The sequence below is a fragment of the Streptomyces sp. NPDC002671 genome (assembly GCF_053592475.1).
This window is the reverse complement of record NZ_JBSFVU010000031.1, coordinates 63,767-82,878: the sequence shown is the minus strand read 5'-3', so window position 1 is coordinate 82,878 and position 19,112 is coordinate 63,767. Positions and strand designations below refer to the sequence as shown.

General features: G+C 70.4%; 16 protein-coding genes and 1 pseudogene. 5 read left to right on the top strand and 12 right to left on the bottom strand.

The features are described from left to right. On the top strand, positions 1–275 hold a 275-nt coding region (locus ACWD35_RS35545; RefSeq protein ID WP_451355480.1), incomplete at its 5' end, for a peptidylprolyl isomerase. Between the two features lie 129 nt (positions 276–404). Here ACWD35_RS35545 and ACWD35_RS35540 read toward each other — a convergent pair. Then, the gene (locus tag ACWD35_RS35540; protein ID WP_451355479.1) at positions 405–1,487 is read right to left on the bottom strand and encodes a hypothetical protein; all 1,083 of its coding nucleotides are present in this window, start codon (positions 1,485–1,487) and stop codon (positions 405–407) included. 622 nt (positions 1,488–2,109) lie between these two features. Beyond that, positions 2,110–2,694, bottom strand: coding sequence for a hypothetical protein (locus tag ACWD35_RS35535; RefSeq protein WP_451355478.1), 585 nt, complete (start codon positions 2,692–2,694; stop codon positions 2,110–2,112). A 78-nt stretch (positions 2,695–2,772) separates the two neighbouring features. Here ACWD35_RS35535 and ACWD35_RS35530 point away from each other — a divergent pair. Then, positions 2,773–3,063: pseudogene (locus ACWD35_RS35530) on the top strand (NF041680 family putative transposase); the annotation flags it as partial. Positions 3,064–3,679: 616 nt separating this feature from the next. On the opposite strand, the gene ACWD35_RS35525 reads toward ACWD35_RS35530, so the two are convergent. From ACWD35_RS35525 to ACWD35_RS35510, 4 genes are all read right to left on the bottom strand, one after another. Then, positions 3,680–4,663 carry a S8 family peptidase gene (locus ACWD35_RS35525; protein ID WP_451355477.1) on the bottom strand — a complete coding sequence of 328 codons (984 nt, stop codon included), beginning with the start codon at positions 4,661–4,663 and terminating at the stop codon, positions 3,680–3,682. Positions 4,664–5,137: 474 nt separating this feature from the next. Beyond that, positions 5,138–6,499: an MFS transporter gene (locus tag ACWD35_RS35520; protein WP_451355476.1), complete on the bottom strand. Its 1,362-nt coding sequence runs from the start codon at positions 6,497–6,499 to the stop codon at positions 5,138–5,140. A gap of 8 nt (positions 6,500–6,507) precedes the next feature. Then, entirely contained in the window at positions 6,508–8,520 is a 2,013-nt protein-coding gene (locus ACWD35_RS35515; protein WP_451355475.1) for a PEP/pyruvate-binding domain-containing protein, read from the bottom strand. Continuing rightward, a complete protein-coding gene (locus ACWD35_RS35510) occupies positions 8,517–9,890 on the bottom strand; it encodes an ATP-grasp domain-containing protein (protein WP_451355474.1) in 1,374 nt (457 codons plus the stop codon). Before ACWD35_RS35510 ends, ACWD35_RS35515 begins: the two co-directional genes overlap by 4 nt. Positions 9,891–10,212: 322 nt before the next feature. Here ACWD35_RS35510 and ACWD35_RS35505 point away from each other — a divergent pair, with 322 nt between their 5' ends. Continuing rightward, positions 10,213–11,499 (top strand): PAS domain-containing protein, encoded by a 1,287-nt coding sequence (locus tag ACWD35_RS35505; protein WP_451355473.1) that lies wholly within the window; start codon positions 10,213–10,215, stop codon positions 11,497–11,499. 791 nt (positions 11,500–12,290) lie between these two features. Here ACWD35_RS35505 and ACWD35_RS35500 read toward each other — a convergent pair. Next, positions 12,291–13,265: a pirin family protein gene (locus tag ACWD35_RS35500; protein ID WP_451355472.1), complete on the bottom strand. Its 975-nt coding sequence runs from the start codon at positions 13,263–13,265 to the stop codon at positions 12,291–12,293. A 121-nt stretch (positions 13,266–13,386) separates the two neighbouring features. Between ACWD35_RS35500 and ACWD35_RS35495 the strand changes: the two genes are divergently transcribed. Both ACWD35_RS35495 and ACWD35_RS35490 read left to right on the top strand, forming a co-directional pair. After that, positions 13,387–13,869, top strand: a complete 483-nt coding sequence (locus ACWD35_RS35495) for a carboxymuconolactone decarboxylase family protein (protein WP_451355471.1) — start codon at positions 13,387–13,389, stop codon at positions 13,867–13,869. A 78-nt stretch (positions 13,870–13,947) separates the two neighbouring features. Then, positions 13,948–14,337: a RidA family protein gene (locus ACWD35_RS35490; protein ID WP_451355470.1), complete on the top strand. Its 390-nt coding sequence runs from the start codon at positions 13,948–13,950 to the stop codon at positions 14,335–14,337. Between the two features lie 17 nt (positions 14,338–14,354). Here the strand turns inward: ACWD35_RS35490 and ACWD35_RS35485 are convergent, their stop codons facing one another. The 5 genes from ACWD35_RS35485 to ACWD35_RS35465 form a co-directional block, all read right to left on the bottom strand. After that, a complete protein-coding gene (locus tag ACWD35_RS35485; RefSeq protein ID WP_451355469.1) occupies positions 14,355–15,611 on the bottom strand; it encodes an MFS transporter in 1,257 nt (418 codons plus the stop codon). Further along, positions 15,608–16,750, bottom strand: a complete 1,143-nt coding sequence (locus tag ACWD35_RS35480) for a PLP-dependent cysteine synthase family protein (RefSeq protein ID WP_451355468.1) — start codon at positions 16,748–16,750, stop codon at positions 15,608–15,610. Before ACWD35_RS35480 ends, ACWD35_RS35485 begins: the two co-directional genes overlap by 4 nt. A gap of 123 nt (positions 16,751–16,873) precedes the next feature. Further along, positions 16,874–17,254 (bottom strand): hypothetical protein, encoded by a 381-nt coding sequence (locus ACWD35_RS35475; protein ID WP_451355467.1) that lies wholly within the window; start codon positions 17,252–17,254, stop codon positions 16,874–16,876. A gap of 139 nt (positions 17,255–17,393) precedes the next feature. Continuing rightward, positions 17,394–18,248: a DMT family transporter gene (locus ACWD35_RS35470; protein WP_451355466.1), complete on the bottom strand. Its 855-nt coding sequence runs from the start codon at positions 18,246–18,248 to the stop codon at positions 17,394–17,396. Positions 18,249–18,296: 48 nt separating this feature from the next. Further along, on the bottom strand, positions 18,297–19,112 hold the full coding sequence (locus tag ACWD35_RS35465; RefSeq protein WP_451355465.1) for an ABC transporter permease: 816 nt from the start codon (positions 19,110–19,112) through the stop codon (positions 18,297–18,299).

The following is a 19,112-nucleotide window of genomic DNA, read 5'->3' as shown; positions in this document are numbered from 1 at the left end:
CGACCGGCGTCCGTCGCCTTTACGGGCGCGGTTTGCTGGCGATGGCCAACGCCGGGCCGAACACGAACGGTTCGCAGTTCTTCGTCGTCTACGGCAACTCCGCGCTGCGACCGGACTACACGGTGTTCGGCACTGTCGGTGCCGCTGGCCTGAAGACGCTCGACAAGATCGCTGCTGGCGGTATCGAGCCAACTTCGCAGGACCCGGCGCCTGTCGACGGCATGCCCGTGCTGCGGACCGAGCTGCTCAGCGTCCGGCCGTCCTGCCGGCACTGATGAACTGTGGTGCGGTCACCGTGGGTCCAGCTATGTGCCTGGTCTCACGGTGATGTGAAGTAGCCGTTGCTGAACGCCTCGTGCTGCAATTGGCTGTGACGCTGGGCGGGCCGTCGGGCGGGTGGCGCGTCAGGGGCCGTAGGGGCTCCAGTGCCCGAGGAAGGGCTTCAGGTCGTCGGCTCGCGGCTCGGGGATGTCGGGCAACTGGGGCGGAGTTTCCAGGGGGTCGAGACGCTCCACGGTGTCCGCTGCCCAGCTGATCCATGCTTCGGCTTCGGTTCTCGCCTTCCCCGGCGGCATGGCCTCGATTCGCGTGCGCACGGCGCTCACATATTCGGTCAGTCGGGTGGCGTGGCGCCATGCCGCTTCCTGGGCTTCGAGGTGCCTGACGCGGTACGCCTCCGCGTACCGGACGCGAGCCCCCTCCATGGCAGCTTCCCAGCGGACGCGCTTCTGGCGTGCCGCTTCGATCTCGTCGAGACGTCTGCGTTCGGCGGCTTCGCCGCGGAGGGCGACCTCCTGCGCGATCTCGGCGAGCTGCTCTTCGAGGGAGCGTCCGAGAGTGTCGGCCCATTCGCTCGCCCGGTGCGGTTGGCCACCGCTAAGGACGAAGCGGAGACGCTCGGACGGGGTGTAGTCGAAGCGGGGGATCCTGACCCAGGAGTACTTCTTCGCCTCGGTGAGTTCCTTCTCGGTGGCGACGTGCTCCGTCCGGTCCTGCTCCTGGAGGACGAGGAACCCCACGGTCTGTCCCTGCGCGGTGATGGTGAAGTGGGGAGATGCCCTGCGCCGACGATGAGACGGGGGTGCGAAGCCAGTTTGTCCTGCCGAACTGGAGTGTCCGTCGTTCTCGGCGGCGGCGATCAGCGCCTGGATGAGTCGGAGAGCACGCCCTTGGACGGGCTTGGTCAGGCCCAGCGGCTGACTTTCGTTCTGCATGGCCCGGACCACGGGGTGCGGCCGCACGAGCCGCGAGGGCACGGGGAGGGGTTCGAGGACGGCAAGACGCCAGGCGGGGATGTCGACGAGCTTGATCTCGTACCCGCCACGGCACCAGCCCCCGTACAGCTCCTTCGTCTCCGGGACCCTTCCGGACCTGCGGACAGCGGCGATACGAGACGGCCAGTTCACGGAATCCGGCCCGCTTCCGCTCTTGACGATCCGGCCGCCCGCCTCCGCGAGCTCTTGCAGCAGCTGCTCCGTGAACGTCACGCGAGGCTGCGGGGGAGAGCTTGGCTTTCGCACGGAGGCCGAAGTTTCCTGCGCGCGGTGAGACGGGGGTTGCGGAGTGGCGGCCTGGGTCTTCTGCGAGCGTGAACCGCGGGGAGGGTACGTGCCGTGCGCCAGATAGTGCTGGCCGGCGCTTGTCAGGGCGACATTCCACTGCCCGCCCGTCCGGGAGATCGTGGCCAGGCCCCGGTTCTGCAGTGCCTGGCAAGTGGTCTTGTAGGAGCTGGTCTCCCAGACGCCGGTAGGGCATCCGGCTTTCACCCACTGCAACACCGAGAGCTGCCGCTGATTGACCCGCCGGTTCAATGGCCCGCTTTCGACTCGAGGTTGACGTACCACGGCGGCATGTTGTCAGTTCCGTTTGTCAGCGACGGGTGGTTCGAAACAATTCGCTCGAACGAGCGGGGGTTGACGTGGACCGTGTCTACACGACGATGGCGCGCAACGCCGACCGGTGCACGGCCGGGTCTTTGCCGAAGGGAGCGATGAGCTGCCATTGTGCGGGCGAACTGGGTGCCCGTGCGGGCGGCGATCTTCGCCGTTGCCGTCAGCTCGGCCTCCGTGAGCTGCTGGCGAGTCAGCCCGGTGGCTACGGTCGGAGCTTTCAGCCACTGAGCTTCGCGCGCAAGCGTTCGTTCTCCTTCTCAAGGGTCTTAACGCGTCGTTCGAGGTCGGCTCGTGTCGGCTTCTTCGGGGGTGGCGGAGGTGGAGGTTCTGTTGCTTCCGGTGGCTCGCAACGCAGTCCGATGGGTTCGAAGGCCACGATTGTTTGCCGGTCTTCCCCGCACTCAGAGCATCGCCTGCCGTATGACCCGGCGGAGATGGGGTCGGTGTACGTGTAGTGCGTTTCGGTCTCGATGGTGTGGCCGCAGTACAACCGGACACGCCACCGCATGATCTCGTGGTCTGCCTTCTTGAAGGACTGCATCAGCTTCGCGACATTCTCGAACGCCTGGCGCCGACGCTCCGCCCTCGCCGGGTCTGCCCGGCATTTGGCGTTGTCCTCCTCGACCTGACGCCGAACCGACTCGCTGATCTCCTCGCTCTGCTTCTGACGGCGGTGGTCCCTGCGGGTGAGTTCATATTCTTCCAACGGAACGCCACTGCTCAGGTATTCGACTTCGCGCATGAAGGCCAGCGTAGAAGCGGTGTCCACGCGGCCATGGAGAAGAATGGTCTTGTCAACCAACTTGCGGATTCTGCCCATGAGTGACCGCAGGGGTGCGTACTGGCCCAGGGGGTTGGCCTCCATAGAGTCGTGGTTGGACTCCGCCTCGCCCGCCCACTCGCAGCCGACCTGCGTCACCCCTGGGAGAAGCCAAGCTCCCCGGACAGACTCACCCCCGCCCGCGTCCGCCGCGACTTCCGGCACATCCGCCCGAAGACCGTCTGTCCGGCCCAAGCACCGAAACCCACCCGCCCCGGCCCCGGACGACCACCGGGCCGCAAGAACACCCGGCCCACCCCACGTCACGACGTGCACACACCCCGCAAGACGCAGTCAGCGAAACGACAAACGAAGAACTCAACCACCCCGAAGCCTCGCCGCACAGGTTAAAGATCAAGCTAGTGCCGCAGGAAGCGCTACGGTGAGTGACGATCTCTGGTACCCGTCATCAAGCCCCACAGCCAGCCAGATCGAGCACGGCCTCGTCTCCCACTCAGCACGAGATTTCCCGGTGCTGGTTCGGTGCTGACTCCGGAGGGTCAGTGGCGGCAAAACCGCAGGTCGCAGCTCTGACCGGATGAGTTGTCGTACCACTCGATGGTGGTGCCGATGAGGCTGGCGGCGACGATACGGGGGAGACTGGCGGGGGTTGGGGGAGCGGATGCTGCTTCGGAGGCCATGTGTGCCACTTCCTCGTGTGCGGTGGGGACGGGTACGTGTCGGCACACCGTAGAAACACGCACGTCAAGCGCACATGTGGTGGGGCACCGTAGTTCGAGCGTTGGCTATGCGTGTGGCCACCATGGCAGAAGCGTGACTGAGGCCACTCCGCATGGTCGAAGCCCCGCAGGCCGCCGGTTTGCCGGCCGGTGTGTTCCAATCGTCACTGCCGACCGCGAGGTCAGCGATCGGGCTGCAACTCCTGGTGCGGGCGCGGTGACTGCGCGACTTGGGCCGGCCATTGCGGTAGGGTCCGGCGCTTGAGCAACCGTGCGACCGGGGCCGGTCAGAGGCCGCCGGTGTTGAGCAGCCGGTTGGGAGTGTCGGAGCGGACGCCATGCACGACACCGCGGGTGGCCGTGTGGTCGAGCCAAACGTGGACCTCTTTGGCCGTGGCGTGGGGGTGAGCCGACAGGTACAGCGCGATCACACCGGTCGCATGCGGCGCGGCCCAGGACGTCGCGCCGTCGTTCTCCGTGGTCGTACCCCCGCCGGCGAGGGCGGCGGTCACCTTCTGGCCGGGGGCGTACAGGTCCACGCACCGTCCGTAGCCCGATCCGTAGGAGTCGGTGTCGCTCCACGCGCGGTCGTTCGATGTGGCGGCCGCCACGACGATCGTGCCGGGGACGCCGGCCGGGGAGTGCTTGCAGGCGTCGTCATGAAAGTTGCCGGCGGACACCACCGTCGGGATCCCCACGTCGACCATCTTCTTCACGGCGGACTCCAGTGCCGCGGACCGGTGGTCGAGGTTGAGCGACATGTTCACCACCGCAGGCTTCTGCGCGTGCGCGGTGACCCACTTGACCGACTTCACCAAGGCCGCCTCGGCCGCCTCGGGGGAGCCGCCGCCCTCGCTCTCGCACAGGATGCCCTGGACCCGTACGAGATCCGCCTTGGGCGCCACCCCGTACCTCGCCCCGCCGATGATGCCCGCGACGAACGTGCCGTGGCCCATCCCATCCTCGCTGAAGCAGTCACCGGAGTCCTTCGGGCCCACGAAGTCGGCGCCGAGGTGGGCGCGTGCGCCGAACTCCTTGTGGGCGATGTCCATCCCGGTGTCGATCACGTAGACGTGAACGCCCTTGCCCGTGGCGGTGGTGGTGAACTTCCCGTTCAGCGGCCGCGACCGCTGATCCAGAATGTCCAGGTTCCACGGCACGTGCCGGGTGATGGGCGACGCCTCGGTCTGCGCGATCCCGGACAACTTCCCCACGGTGCCGGGAGACGCCGGCGCCGAGCCGGACGACGCCCCGTCCCCGGAGGACGCCACGGACTCCCCCTTCCCGTGCGCGGAGAGCTCCCCGCCGCTCCTCCCAGCCGCCGCGCCGGCTTCCCCACCGCAGGCCGAGGTCCCGAGCACCGTCGCCATGGCCACCGCAATGAGACCGGCCTTCGTCACGTTCCGCGTCACAACGCCCCCCACATCCCTGCTTCGTACACAGTCGGCGCACAAGACGACCACAAGGCGTGGGCGGTTGCAGCGGGGCGTGCGGTACCGCGCACCCTGTCGCTCTCGCTGAAGGTGCCGGTTACCGGGTCCGCGTCGGTGTACGCGGTGATCACGACGACCACCAGGTCGTCGCCTTCATGCACATCTTCAGCATCGCTCAACAGCGCGGCTGCGACTGGGGAGACCCGGTGAGTGCGGGACTCCGCAGCGGACAAGTTGCCCTCGACACACCGTCGAGTCCGGCAAGACCGAGGGCGTAACGCTCCCCGGCGCGGTCGGTCGCCTCGGGCCCGATCAGGGGTGCGGGGCCACGCCCTCGTCGACGGGCAGCGCAACGGGCTCCTCCACCGGCTGTGCGACTGCCTTGGCGGAGGCCGCGTCGGCACCGTGTGCTCCATGCGTCCCACGCACGGCCGACGCCGGACTCACGCGGCGCAGAGCCAGATGAAGCACCGGCATCAACACGCAGGTGACCGCGGCGGACTGCCACAGAAGAGCGTCGAGCCGACCCGCCGCCAGATACGCGCCCGCGGCCACTGCGGCCACCGCACACACACCGCGGTCCACGATGCTCTCCACCGACAGCAGCGTGGCACGCGGCGCTCCCTTCGGGATGGCGTCGTTGATGAGCTTGCGCTGCACCGGATAGCCGAACCCGGTGATCGCAGCGAACGCGCACAGCAGTCCGACCACGGCCCAGGGACCGCCGACAGTGGTGCCGGCGAGTGCGGCGGCGAGCGCGACGCTCAGCAGGGACACCCAGGCCGCGGGCGACAGCCGCCGGCTCAGCCACTGGGGCCGGGCGGAGGCCACTGCCTCGGCGACCGTCATCGCCGCGAGGACACTGCCGTGGCTGCTCTCTGCGATGCCGTGCTCGAGCAGCACCGGCTGGAACAGATTGACCTGGCAGATCCGCGACAGCGTGAAGACCGCCACGCCCTGCACCATGAGCAGGGCCAGCCACGGTGACGACCGAAGGGTGCGCAGGGCGGCGCCCGTGTCCCGCAGCAGAGTTCCCCGCCGCCGCCCACGAGTGCTCGCCCCCGCACCCGTGTCACCGGCGGCGATCCGGGGCAGGGCGAGGGCGCAGCCGAGAGACCCCGCCGCGCTCGCCGCGCTGAGTACGTACGGCGACTGGTGGGCCACAGACATCAGCGGTCCGACGAGCGGCCAGCAGACGATCTTGGCAGCGAGCCCGAGGGCACGCGCCGTGCCCTCCGTCCTGAGGTAATGGGCGTCCGCTCCCTCGGCGCGCAATCCGTCGTACAGGAAGGCGCTCGCCGCGCCCGAGGTCAGGGAGCGCCCGGCGGCGATCGCGAGGAAGTGCACGAGGAAGCCCGTGTACGAGGGAGCCAGCATCGGCACCATGTTCGCCGCCGTCATGACCACCGCGCCCGCGCGCAGGCAGTTGCGGGCACCGACGCGGTCGGCGACGACCCCCGTGGGTATCTCGAACAGGCAGAAGGCGATGTAGTAGATGCTCTGGATGCCGAAGATCTGGCCGTCCGACAGGCCCGCGGCACGCTGGTAGGCGTAGAACACGGGCATCCACCACAACAGGTTGAACAACAGCTGGAACCCGTTGTTGAGGCGGATGATGCGGCGGGCGGCCGGGGTCATGGCCGGATCCGCGGAGCGGTGCCACACAGAGGTCATGGAGCGCCTCACCGGGCGTACGGGCGGACCTGGACCAGATGGAACGCCCCCTCAGCAGTCATGAGCCACTCGATGTCCAGGGCGTCGTCGGGGTCTCCCGCGCTGAAGTGGGACTGCAGCAGACGCCCCACCAAGGCCAGGTCGCCCAGTGACGTACGCGTGTCCGACGGGAGGTCCTCACCCGACGAGCCGACGTCCACGGTGCGCCCGCCGCCCTCGACCGTGTTGTACAAGTACTGGTGGGGCAGGACCGTGCCGTCGACCACCCGCTCCGGCGAACCGGCCGTGCAGTTGACGTAGACGTTGCGGAAGTCCTCACGTCGGGTCGGATTGCAGGTCACCAGCACACCCCCGAGGTCAGCGGGCACATACCGCTGGATGATCACTCCCATGTAGGTGTCGTCCAGCACGATGCCGGCCTCGTGCCGCAGACGTACGCTCCGTGGCGACAGCAACGACGTCCACACCTGCCGCACCGCGTCCAGCAACTGCTCCTCGCCGCGCACGGTGGTGACCGAGTCGTAGATCCCGGCCGCCGAGAAACCCGGCAGGTCCTCGGCGTTGGAGGACGAGCGCACCACGAGACGACGTTCGTCGGCCAGCAGACCCGGCACCGCGCCGGTGACGGCCCGTGCCACCTCGTCGGGGATCGGCGTGCGGTGCATCAGGCGCTGCAGGTCCAGACAGAGGGAGTCGATCACGTCGAGCGCTTCGAGTTCGAGCGCCATCTTCAGCTTGCCGATGCCCTGTTGCAGAGCGGGCGACGAGGTGAGGAAGAGATGGTGCAGGCGGAACGGGAGCGCTACCCCCTCGGGTGCCCGGATGGTCGCCGCCACGCGTTCGGCCGCGGCGGCCCGCAGCCGTTCCACAGGCGCTTCCGGCTCGCCGAGACGCAGGGCCAGGTGGGCGAGCAGATCGGGCCGCGGCGGGCGCGGGCGTGCGTAGAACGCGGTCAGGTCCGCCGTGCGGCTGTCCAGGACATGGTGCAGCTCGCCGAGGTTGGCGGCCTTGGTGCCGTAACTGTCGCGGTCGGCGCGCCGCAGCCGGGGCAGAGCCATGATCGGCGCCTCGTTCAGCAGGGGTGCGTCGATGTGGATGCGCTGCTGGTGCCAGACCGGGCTCTCCAGGACCGGGGCGTCGGACAGCCGCTCCAGGGTGATGGCGTCCTCGGAGACCCGGTAGCGGACCCACGCGCCGTCCAGTCCGTCCCGCCGCACCAGCGCGTCCAGGTCGCGGACGATCGCGTTCGGGATGCCCCAGCCGGACGCCAGGACGTTGGTGTGCGAAAGCGGCGTCGTGGGCTCCGTGTTGACGAACCCCGCCACCCGGGGCACGTCGTCGGGCAGGCAGGCCATCGCGACGATGTCCGCCCAGCCGAGCTGTGGGGCGGCGCTGTGGTACTCCGCCGGATGGCGGAAGTAGCGCAGCCGGCCTTCGGCCATGCCCGGGTTGAGGCAGGTCCGGGTCCGGTTGCCGAACAGCTCCTGGCTGAGGATGCGCGGTACGCGTGCCTCACTGACCGAGGCGAGTTCGTGCTCCTGCCCGTGGTTCGCCGGTTTCAGCAGCAGGGGGAGGCGTCCGTCCACCCTTGCGCGTACGTAGTGGTAGAACTCCTCCAGCAGTGCGGCGTGCATGGTGTCCGCCTCGGTCGTCTCCAGGACCAGGAAGGGCCGCTCGGAGCCTTCGGCGTCCTCGTCGCTGTGCAGGGACAAAACCCCGAGCAGGAAGCGGCGGTCAGGCGCCATGTACACGGATGCGTTGAACGCGTCCAGGCCGGTGTCGAGTTCGTCCATCCTCATGCCGAGGATGCGCGTGGCGATGTAGTCGACGTGGAAGGGGTGCACCGGGGTGTCGAGCAGGTGCCAGGTGTCCTCGGACCTGTCCACCACGACCTTCAGGTACGGGTGTCCGGCGAGCACACCGGACAGCGCGCGGAACAACGGCAGCGAGAGATTGGCGCCGACGACGGTACGATCGCCCGCCGTGTCGGGGACGTGGGCCTTGTGCGGTGCGTGGGTCATGGCCGGGCCCCCTCGGTGGCGTCCGTGGGCAGGATGCGCGGCAGCGCGTCGACCAGGGCGGTGAAGTCACGGACGACCGACTGCGGCCGGTCCGCCGACAACAGGCACAGGCCCGCCATGGTGTTGGCCCCGGCGGCAGGCTCGTAGACCGGCACGGGGGCCCCGTCCGGCAGAGAGCTCTCGCGGACGACGGACAGCGTGCTGCCGGCGCCGACCGGCGCCGAGCGGACGACCGCCGAGGCGTCCCATCGATGACGGCGGGGCCAAGGGGTGCCGTCGCCCTGCACGGCGAGGACCACCAGCGATCCGGCCGCGCCCGTGGCGTCCTCGGGCGTCAATGCCCGTGCGGGCCAGGCGGGTGAGCCGCCGAGCAGCTGGTGGGTGAACATGCCGACGAGATCCAGGCCGAAGACCTCCTCGATCTGCGGCACCGTCATCGCCCCGCCGAACCGCGCGGCCGTCTCGATGACCCACATACGGCCTTCCCTGCCCAGCTTGATCTCTGTGTGGGTGCCGCAGTTCTCCAGTCCCAGGGCGTCCACGGCGCGCCGGGCGAGGTCCACGATGACGCGCTGCGCCTCGCGTCCCACGGCGGCCGGGGTGATAGCGGCGCGTTCGGTGAAGGGCGTCACCGTCGGCATCCGACCGCTCAGGCAGACCGGGCGGAAGACTCCGTCGACGACCACGCCCTCGACGCTGACGTAGTCACCCCAGCCCGGGCCGTCGAACCACTCCTCGGCACATCCGCTGACGATCTCCTCGACGATGAAGTCCTCCGAGGCGCCGGGCACGTGCAGTTCCGCGAACCCGAGCAGCGCGGACTCGGCCATCACCGCGCGCGACCGCTGCCAGGCGTCCAGCGCGTCCGCGGGCCGCTCGATGATCTGGTGTGCGGTCGAACCGGCGCTCCAGGCCGCCTTTAACAGAAGTGGACATGACAACTCGATGGTCGCGCGCTCCAGTTCGGCCACGCTGGTGACGGCGCGGAACCGTGGCTGCGGTATGTCGCGGCGCTTCCATGCGGCGCGCATCAGGCGTTTGTCGCGGGCGAGGGCGGCGGCGGGCCCGGCACCCCTCAGCCCGAGCTGCCGGGACGCCTCGGCGACCGCGACCACCGCGTACTCCGAGAAGGTGAGAACAGCGTCCGCCCCCACCTCGCGGGCTCGGGCGGTGATGAGTTCGACCAGGTCGCCACCGCGGGCGTCGAGGGGTGTGACGACCGACGCGTACAGCTGCGCCGCGTCATGGGCCACGGGGGCGGGCAGCTCGCTGAGGGCCAGTAGGTGCACCGCGGACCTCGCGGCCACCCGTGGCAGGGCATGGCCCACCGGAGGACCGCCCTTGGCATGCACGTACAGCACCTTGCTCACGGAACTCCAACTCCTCTGATGTCGTGGGGCGGCCAGGGGGCCGCGCCAGTGTGTGGTCCGCGGCTGCGTCGGTACATCGACCACTGTCACGCCGTCTCCTTCAAGCGAACCAGCACCCGTCCGCGTCCGAGGCGCCGAGATTCCCGAACCACTCAGGCAAATGCCTTACTGCTGCCACCGATCCGCGCCAAGTGAAGGTGCGGTCATGCGCTAGCGCCGCCGACGCCACGGTGCGGCTCCCTCGCTCGCATGCCCCATCCCTTACGGGATACGCATGAGGTATCACCCAAAGTGATGTGGTGCAGGGTTGAAGGAGTTGAACGTGGACGAAGCCGATTTCAAGGCGCTGCTCGCGCCTCTTGCGGTGTCATGGTGGGAAGCCGACAGCAGCCTGAGCGTGGTCGACAGCGGGGGCGCCGCGTTCGACGACCGGCGCGCCACCCGCCGCTTCCTCGAGGCCCTCCACGCGGACGGCGGCGGCCCGTCCAGCGCGTCCGGCTGCGGCCCGTACCGCGCGTATTTCGAGGGCAGAACCTTCCACGTCCACTGGCCGGAACTCGGCGGCGGCCCGGAACGGCACGGCAGCAGGGGAGTGGCGATCGAGGTGGTCGACCGGCCGGACGACGACCCGTACGCCACGTTCGCCGACCTCGCCCCGGCCGCGGCATTCGTACGCGACGCCACAGGCCGTTACCTGTGGGCCAACCACGCCTATGCCCACCTGTACGGCACCACGCGCGACGCCGTGATCGGCCGTCACCTCGCCGACGTCGACGAAGCCGGTGACATCGCCCGGTTCCTCGCCCTCGACCAGCAGGTCCTGACGCGCGGCCGGCCGGTGCGGCACACTCTCACCTACCGGCGCGTCGACGGTTGCCCGGGTCGTGCGGCGGGATACCGCTTCCCCGTCCGCTGGGGCGCGGTCCGGTGTGTCGCGGGCATCTACGTCGACGTCACCGACTACGCCCAGGTTTTGGACCAAAGACACCGGGCCGAGGCCGACTTACAGGCCCTGCGCGACCACAGCGGACTGCTCTGCGTCCGCCTGAATCCGGATGGCCGGGTCAGCGAGGCCGGCACCGCGGTCGCCGATGTCCTGCGCATCCGGCTCTCCGACCTGATCGGCCTGCCGGCCGACACCTTGCTCGCCAGGACACCCGAACGGAGCACCCTGCACCGGCTCTGGGGCGACCTGATCAGCGGCCGGTGCCGAAGCGCCCGCACATGTGCCGTACTCGTCGACCGGGACGGCTGGCAGCGCCGGGCCCGAATCCATCTGAGCACCGTGTGTGGTACGACACCCGGTGTGTCGGGCGTGTGGGCCGTCGGCACTCACCTCGGCCTGCGTCATCAGGCCCGACCGGATCTGACGGCCGCCCAGGTCCGCATACTCGCCCTGCTGGCGGCCGGGCACAGCAACGCGGACATCGCAGCGACGCTGCGCCTGTCCCGGCAGACGCTGGACTACCACCTGAGCCGCCTGCGCGCCCTGCTCGACGCCGCCACCCGCCCGGCGCTGGTCGCCCGAGCCTATGTGCTCGGCATCCTCTCATCACAGACCTGGCCGCCCCGGTCCTCGACAGCGGCGAACCCCGCAAGCCCGGTCTGAACGCTGCGCTGCCGTCCGGGCACCGCCCCAAGTAAAGTACGGGCCCGATCCGTCGATGTCGGCGTGTCGCCGAGCAGCACCACGGCGCCGCCTCCCAGGGGAGCGATGGGTGGGGCAGACCTGCTGACGGGCGGTCGGGAGCGGTCGTCGGCGTGCAGTTGCTGCGAGGCAGCAGTTTCAGCTCTGCACTGTGGTCGAGCGCGCTACTGTGAGTGACCCTCCTTGCTGTCTGTCGTCGGGGCCGTGGTCGGTCAGGCCGGGCGCCTCCGCGTTCCCCGCTCCGGCACGAGATTCCCCGGTGCTGGTTCGGTGCTGACTTCGGAGGGTCAGTGGCGGCAAAACCACAGGTCGTAGCTCTGATCGGATGAGTTGTCGTACCACTCGATGGTGGTGCTGCGGGGGCTGGCGACTGGAGGAGGTGCGCTGGGAGTGGCGGAGCCGTTGCTTGGTGTGCCATGTGCGCCGCTTCCTGGTGCGCGGTGGTGGTCCGGCAAGCAGCCCGACCCGCGCCTACTTGCTCGGGCAGGGCGATGTCACCCCAGTCGTCTATGCCGCGGCCGGAACTCTCCGCGTCGACCTGTGGGCCGCAAGGCTCGGACCTTCGTCCCACTCCACCTGAACCTGTTGGGTTCCCACAACCACCCGAGTGGTCCGCCTGCGACGACTGGCCCCGAAGGCTGTTCGGCTCCGGAGGCAGCATCCAAGGGCCCGCGCCACCAGGGGTCCTCGTGGCCGGACAGGCGTAGACACGGTCTCGAACTCCCTGGCCGGGAGAATCAGGTTTTCCCAGGTCAGCGCACCCTTCCGCGTGGCTTCAACGGCACCGACGGCAGCTCGGGTGCGGGCAGCGGACCCCCGGCGTAGCCCTTCACCTCACCGAAACGTGCCCCCTTCGTCCAGTCCTCGCGAGCCTGTACGATCTCCTCCTGGGAGCGGGCGACGAAGTTCCACCACATCACGATCTCCTCGCCGAACGGCGTTCCGCCGAGCAGCACAACGCGCGCCATGACGTCCGACTCGTTGACGAGCATGAGAGTGTCGCTGCCGTCCGGTACGTAGCCCAGCTCTGCCGGTTGCAGCGACGTACCGGCGACGGTGACCCGGCCCTGGTCGACGAGGACGCCGTGTTCGAAGCCGGGGTCGACCGTCAGGGCGAGTGCCGCGCCCGGTTCCAGGGTGATCTCGGCGCCGAGCAGGGGCGTGAAGGTCGGCACGGGGGAGACCGCTCCAGCGAGGGAGCCGAGGAAGACGCGCAGGACGGCGCCGTCGAGCCGCACGGGCTCCGGAACGTGATGCCGGAAGCCCGGGGCGGTGTGCCGGTGCTCCTCGGGCAGCGCGACCCACAGCTGGACGCCGTGCAGCACCGTGGTCCCGGGCGTGGAGACCTCGGAGTGGGCGATGCCGTGCCCGCTCGTCATGAGGTTCACCTCGCCGGGCCGTACGAACGCGTGGCTGCCCAGGGTGTCCCGGTGCTCGATCTCGCCGCTGAACAGCCAGCTCACCGTCTGCAGCCCGGTGTGGGGATGCGGGGCGACGTCCATGCCGCCGGTGCGGCTGACGTCGTCCGGGCCGTAGTGGTCCGCGAAGCACCAGGCGCCGATCAGGGTGCGGGCCCGCTGCGGCAGGGTGCGCCGTACCGGCATGGCGCGGGGCCCGCCGAGCGGCACGTCGCGCGGCGTGAGCACCTCGACCCGGGGAGCGGGCCGGTGCTCGTCGGCGGGGGAGCCGCACGCCATCTCGACGGGCCGCGTTTCGGTATTGCTCATCCGGCCCACCTCCCATCATGATAGTTTTAAGTTCAACAACTATCGCGATCATAGACCCCATGGCGGCGCCGTGCACGCGAAACGGTACGGGGACCGTCTGCGGGATCCGGAGGAGGCAAGGGTGACCAGTTCCGTACCGGCCGGCGCCGAGCAGCGGATCTTCATCGACAAGCAGAGCCCGAAGGCCTACCACGCGCTGGTGCAGACGTCCGAGGCCGTCCGTACGGTCGCCGCGGAGGCGGGCCTGGACCGCACTCTGGTGGAACTGGTCAACCTCCGCGTGTCGCAGCTCAACGGCTGCGCCTACTGCCTGCACGTGCACACCCGGGCCGCGCTGCGGGCGGGCGACACCCCGCAGCGGCTCGGCGTGCTCGCCGCCTGGCGGGAGACCGAGGTGTTCACCGAGGCCGAGCGCGCCGCCCTCGCCCTGGCCGAGACGACCACCGACGCCGCGGACACCGCCGCGCAGGACACCGCCTACGAGGCCGCGCGTGAGGTCCTCACCGACGACCAGATATCCGCGGTGATCTGGGTGGCCGTCACCATCAACGCGTTCAACCGCGTCTCGATCATGAGCCGGCATCCGGTACGGCCGGAGGCGTGACCCGTTCCGATCGAATCCTGGGAGCGAACGAAGATCGCGGATGGACCTGTTCGGCGCTGCTCGCATAGCGTTCGGTACATGACAGAACGACGCGCGATCCTCAGCGGTTCGACGTTCGAGGAGCAGATCGGTTATGCCCGGGCCGTGGTCGACGGCGACTGGGTGCATGTGTCCGGCACGACCGGGTTCGACTACACCACGATGACGATCTCGGACGACGTGGTGGAGCAGGCCGAGCAGTGCCTGCGCAACATCGAGGCCGCCCTGGCCGAGGCGAAGTGCAGCTTCGCCGACGTCGTGCGCGTCCGCTATCTCCTGCCCGACCGGGCGGACTTCGAGCCCTGCTGGCCCGTCCTGCGCCGCTGCTTCGGCGAAGTCCGCCCGGCGGCCACGATGATGATGTGCGGCCTGGCCGACCCCCGTATGAAGATCGAGATCGAGGTGTACGCCCGCCGCAGCGAGGGCTGAACCTCACATCCCGCCACTCATGCCGCGACGGGCTGCGCGGTAGGCACGGCCAGCCGGCCGGTACGGGAGAGGCAGCCCACGCAGGCCGCGCCGCCGAGGCCCGTCAGGGCCAGGGCCGACCACGCGAGCCAGCGGACATCGTGCTGTCCGGCGAAGCCCCACAGGGCCCCGGTGCCGAGGTTGCCCACGGTGATGCCGATGCCGGAGACGGTGTTGTAGAAGCCGTAGTGGGTGGCGACCAGGCGATCGCCGGACAGCGTCACCACGGTGTCCATCTCGAAGGGGTAGACGATCGCGCCGCCCACCGCGAGCAGGACTACGGAGAGGAGCAGCGCGACCAGGGCCGCCGGTGCCGAACCCGCCGGGACCAGGGCCGGCGGGACGAAGGCGAGGCCCATCGCCGCCAGCCCGCGTACCAGGGCCTGGGCCGGTCGCCAGCGCTGTTTGGCCCAGCCGGTGAGCCGCAGCTGCCCGACGGCGGACACCGCCGCGGAGACGACGAACAGCCCGCTCGTCACCGCCGTACCACCGGACCCGAGTACGTCGGAGGCCGCCAGGGGCAGCGCCAGATAGACCTGGAAGGTCAGGACGTACGAGCCGGTCATCGCGGCGGCGAAGAGCAGGAAGGGCCGGTTGGACACGACCGTACGCCAGTCGGACAGCACGCCCGCCCGGCCGGTGCCGGGCTCCGCCCGCTCGGCGCGGCGCGTCGGCAGACAGCGCCACTGCAGCGCCGTGAGGAGCACGAAGACGGCCGCCGCCACCCCGCACACCAGACGGAAGTCGGCGGCCAGCAGCGCGAGTCCGAGCGGTGGGCCCAGCAGCATGCCCGCCTGGTAGTAGACGTTGAAAAGGGCGAACGCGTCGACCCGGCGGGGCCCGGCCTCCACGGCGACATACGCGCGCACCGCCGGATTGAACAGCGCGCCCGCGAAACCGGTCGCGGCGGAGGCGACGACCAGCGTCGGCAGGTCGCCGACCCAGCCGAGCAGGCCGAAGCCGACGGTCCGCAGGAGGAGGCCGGCCATGATGGGAGTCTTGTAGCCGAGGCGGTCGGCGAGCGTGCCGCCGATGAGGAACATCCCCTGCTGCGAGAAGTTGCGCACCCCGAGGACCAGCCCCACCGCCCAGGCGGCGAGCCCGAGTTCGCCCGCCAGATGGGCGGCTAGGTACGGCATCAGCATGTAGAAGGCCAGATTGATGAGGAACTGGTTGGCCATCAGCAGCCGTACGGCCGACGGGAAGGAGAGCGTCTGCCGCCACAGGTGCCTCATCGGGTCACTCCCGTCAGCTCGTGCGCCGCGCGCCCGGCGGCCAGCGGGTCGACCACGTGCGTGCAGCGGGTCCAGCGGGTGACGGTCCGCTCGGCGGGGTGGGCGATCCGGTCCGGTTCGTCCGCGGGCGGGTGCCCGAGCAGGCCGTGCCGGGCGCAGAAGGTGTCGTCGAAGACCGTGCCGACGTAGCGCTGCGGCCCGTCGGGGAAGACGGCGACGATCCGGTTCCCGGCGGGCAGGGTGCGCGCCAGCCAGCGGGCGACCAGAGCGACGGCGCCCACGCTCCAGCCACCGGTGGCGTAGTGCGCCCGGGCCAGTCGCCGCGCGGCCCACACGGCCTCCGCCGCGGCGACCCAGTGGACCTCGTCGAACAGGGCGTGCACGACGTTGCGGGGATGGATGCCCGACCCCAGGCCCCGCATGAGGCGGTCCCCGGGAGGCTGCCCGAAGATCGTGGACCCGGTCGTGTCCACGCCCACGACGCGCAGCCGCGGGAAGTGCGCGCGCAGTACGGAGGCGATGCCGGCGGAGTGGCCCCCGGTGCCGACGGAGACCACGAGGGTGTCGATCCGGTCGAGCTGGACGAGGAGTTCGCGGGCGAGGGGAGCGTAGGCGGCGCTGTTGTCGGGGTTGTCGTACTGGTCGGGGCACCACGCGTCGGGGTGAGCGGCGAGCAGCTCCGCCACCCGCCGGCGGCGGGCTCCCTGCCAGCCGCCCTCCGGATGCGGAGCGGCTACCACGTCGATCTCGGCGCCGTAGGCGGTGAGCAGACCGGTCACCAGCGGCTCCATGCCGGGGTCGGTGACCACGGTGAGCGGATGTCCGTGGATGATCCCGGCGAGGGCCAGACCGAGGCCGAGGGTGCCGGACGTCGACTCCACGATCCGGGCACCCGGCGCCAACTGCCCGCGCTCACGGGCGAGGCGGACCATGTACAGGGCGCTGCGGTCCTTGATGCCGCCGGGGTTGTGGCCTTCGAGCTTCGCCCAGAAACCGCGGCCGGCGGCGGTGAAGGGCTCCCCGATCCACAGCACGGGGGTGTCGCCGACGAGCCCTGCAGGGGTGAGCGTCCGGCTCGAGGCGTACGCCGGTGACTCGGCGAGGAGGACGGAGAGGGGCGTGGGGGTGGGGTGTTTCATGGCGTGCTTCTCCTACGGCCGGCGCTGTGCGCGGCGGCCGGGCGTTCGCGGTGCGGGAAGTGTGACGGCTGAGCCGGACGGACGCCGCGCGCACGCCGGATGCGTGAGCGCGACGTGGTCCGCTCAGGACCGCCAGACGCCGAGAAGCGCGCGTGAGGGGCCGTCGGAGGAGGCCTCGGCGGGGAACGGCGATCCGCGACGCCGCGCGGGGCCTACGCCGGTGGGGGCGCCGGGGGAATCGGCCTGCGGGACGATGTGGAGGGGCGGGGAGGCCAGGTCCTTGTGGCGGGGGGCCTGGAGAGCAGCCTCGTCCGCGCCGGGACAGCAGTGCGCGTCGTCATGGCCGTCGGGATCGGCGTCGAAGGAGGACGGCGTGCCCGTCACGGCCGCGACGGCCGCCGAGGACGTGCGCGGAAAGGCATCGATGCGTTCGGCGGTGCCGACCGCCGGTCCGTGGGCGCAGGCCAGCACGTGCAGGAGTGTGCCCAGCAGCAGCGCGAGCACCGCCCCGGTCCCCGACCGGGAGCGGCACCGTCGCAAGACCGCACCGGACCACATGAACGCACACAGTAATCAGGCGACTTCACGAGTTCCGTCCGATACAGGCCTCTTTTGCCTGGACCGGTCCCACATGATCACCGCATCAGGTGAACCGGATGCGCTGAACGGCCCGGCTCAGTACGAAAACGCCGACCACGATCAGCAGGGCACCGAGCACCTCCGGCACCAGCCACCAGCCCGTGCGGATCCGCTCTCCGAACAGGGTGATGCCCAGGGTCAGGCTCACCACCGCGTCGCCGATCGTCAGCGCGGGCTGCGCCGCGGCGAGCGGGCCCGCCTGGAGCGCGTTCTCCAGCAGGATCACGGAGGCCACGCCGGCCAGCGCGAAGCCGTACGTCTGCCAGGAGCGGAGGAAGGCGAGGAAACCCTCGTCGGCGAAGGTGCCCGTCGCCGACTTCAGCAGGGCGGCGGTCAGCGCGTTCCCGGTCGCGGACGCGGCGGCCAGCAGCGCGGCGCGCCGGGCGGGCGGCGCGCCCGGGCCCCGGCCGGCCAGCAGGACGGCCGCCGCCATCCCGCCCAGGCACAGGCACAGCGCCGGGATCCAGCGCGCGAGGGGCGCCTGGTGGGTGACTCCGTGCGGGGCGGCGGCGAGCAGCAGTGCCGCCAGGCCCGCCACACAGCCGCCGACACCCCACCAGCCCCAGCGGGGCAGTCGGCGGTGCATCAGCGGGGCGGCGACGAGCAGGGCGAAGGGCAGTTCCAGGATGAACAGCGGCTGTACCAGCGCGAGCGGCCCGTTGAGCAGGGCCAGGCTCTGGAACAGGGCGGCGCCGATCACGCCCGCCATGCCGAGCAGCCAGAACCGCCGGCGCACCAGTTCCGCCAGCAGCCGGATCCCGCCGCGGCTGCTGGCGGACGCCGCCTTGCGCTGGAATGCCGTGCCCACGGCGTTGCTCGCCGCTCCCGCGACCGCGAACGCCGCGGCCAGTTCGATCACGACCTCAGCCTACGAAAGCCCCCGCCGCCCCGCCGCGGGGCGCGAGCCTCACACCCGACTTGACGTCGCCGTGTCCGCGGACAGCCGCTGGGCCACGTAGATCGGGACCACCGACAGCAGGACGAGCACGGCGGCGACCACGTTCACCACGGGTGCCTGCTGCGGCCTGGTCATGTTGTTGAAGATCCAGATGGGGAGGGTCTCGATGCCGGGCCCGGCGGTGAAGGTCGTCACCACGATCTCGTCGAAGGACAGGGCGAAGGCGAGCAGCGCGCCGGCCAGCAGCGCGGAACGCACCAGCGGGAAGGTGACGTCCACGAAGGCGCGGAAGCTGGTCGCGCCGAGGTCCATGGCAGCCTCCTCGTACGAGGAGGCCGTGCGCCGCAGCCGGGCCACCACGTTGTTGAAGACCACGACGATGCAGAAGGTGGCGTGGCCGACGATCACGGTGAACAGCCCGAGGCCCACGCCGAGCGGCTCCAGGACCGTGCCGAAGGCCGAGTTGAGCGCGATGCCGGTGACGATGCCGGGCAGCGCGATCGGCAGGACGACGATGAACGAGACCGTGTCGCGGCCGAAGAACCGGTGCCGGGCGACCGCGAATGCGATCAGCGTCCCGAGCACCAGCGCGATGGCGGTCGCGCCGAGACCCGCCTTCACCGACACCCACACCGCGTCACGGGCACCGGTGTTGGAGGTGGCGACCGACCACCAGTGCAGGGTCAGCCCGGGCGGCGGCCAGCTCGCGCTGCGGTCCGGATTGAGGGAGTTGACGAGCACGAGCAGCAGCGGGACGTAGATCACCGCGAAGCCGAGTGCGGCGCCTGCGCGCAGGGCGATGCGCGCGGTGCGGCCAAGATGCAT

Bases quoted from the DNA above. Each gene is read 5' to 3' on its own strand.
- ACWD35_RS35520 (WP_451355476.1), bottom strand. From the start codon at position 6,499: ATGACCTCTGTGTGGCACCGCTCCGCGGATCCGGCCATGACCCCGGCC.
- ACWD35_RS35515 (WP_451355475.1), bottom strand. From the start codon at position 8,520: ATGACCCACGCACCGCACAAGGCCCACGTCCCCGACACGGCGGGCGAT.
- ACWD35_RS35500 (WP_451355472.1), bottom strand. From the start codon at position 13,265: ATGAGCAATACCGAAACGCGGCCCGTCGAGATGGCGTGCGGCTCCCCC.
- ACWD35_RS35490 (WP_451355470.1), top strand. From the start codon at position 13,948: ATGACAGAACGACGCGCGATCCTCAGCGGTTCGACGTTCGAGGAGCAG.
- ACWD35_RS35485 (WP_451355469.1), bottom strand. From the start codon at position 15,611: ATGAGGCACCTGTGGCGGCAGACGCTCTCCTTCCCGTCGGCCGTACGG.
- ACWD35_RS35480 (WP_451355468.1), bottom strand. From the start codon at position 16,750: ATGAAACACCCCACCCCCACGCCCCTCTCCGTCCTCCTCGCCGAGTCA.
- ACWD35_RS35465 (WP_451355465.1), bottom strand. From the start codon at position 19,112: ATGCATCTTGGCCGCACCGCGCGCATCGCCCTGCGCGCAGGCGCCGCA.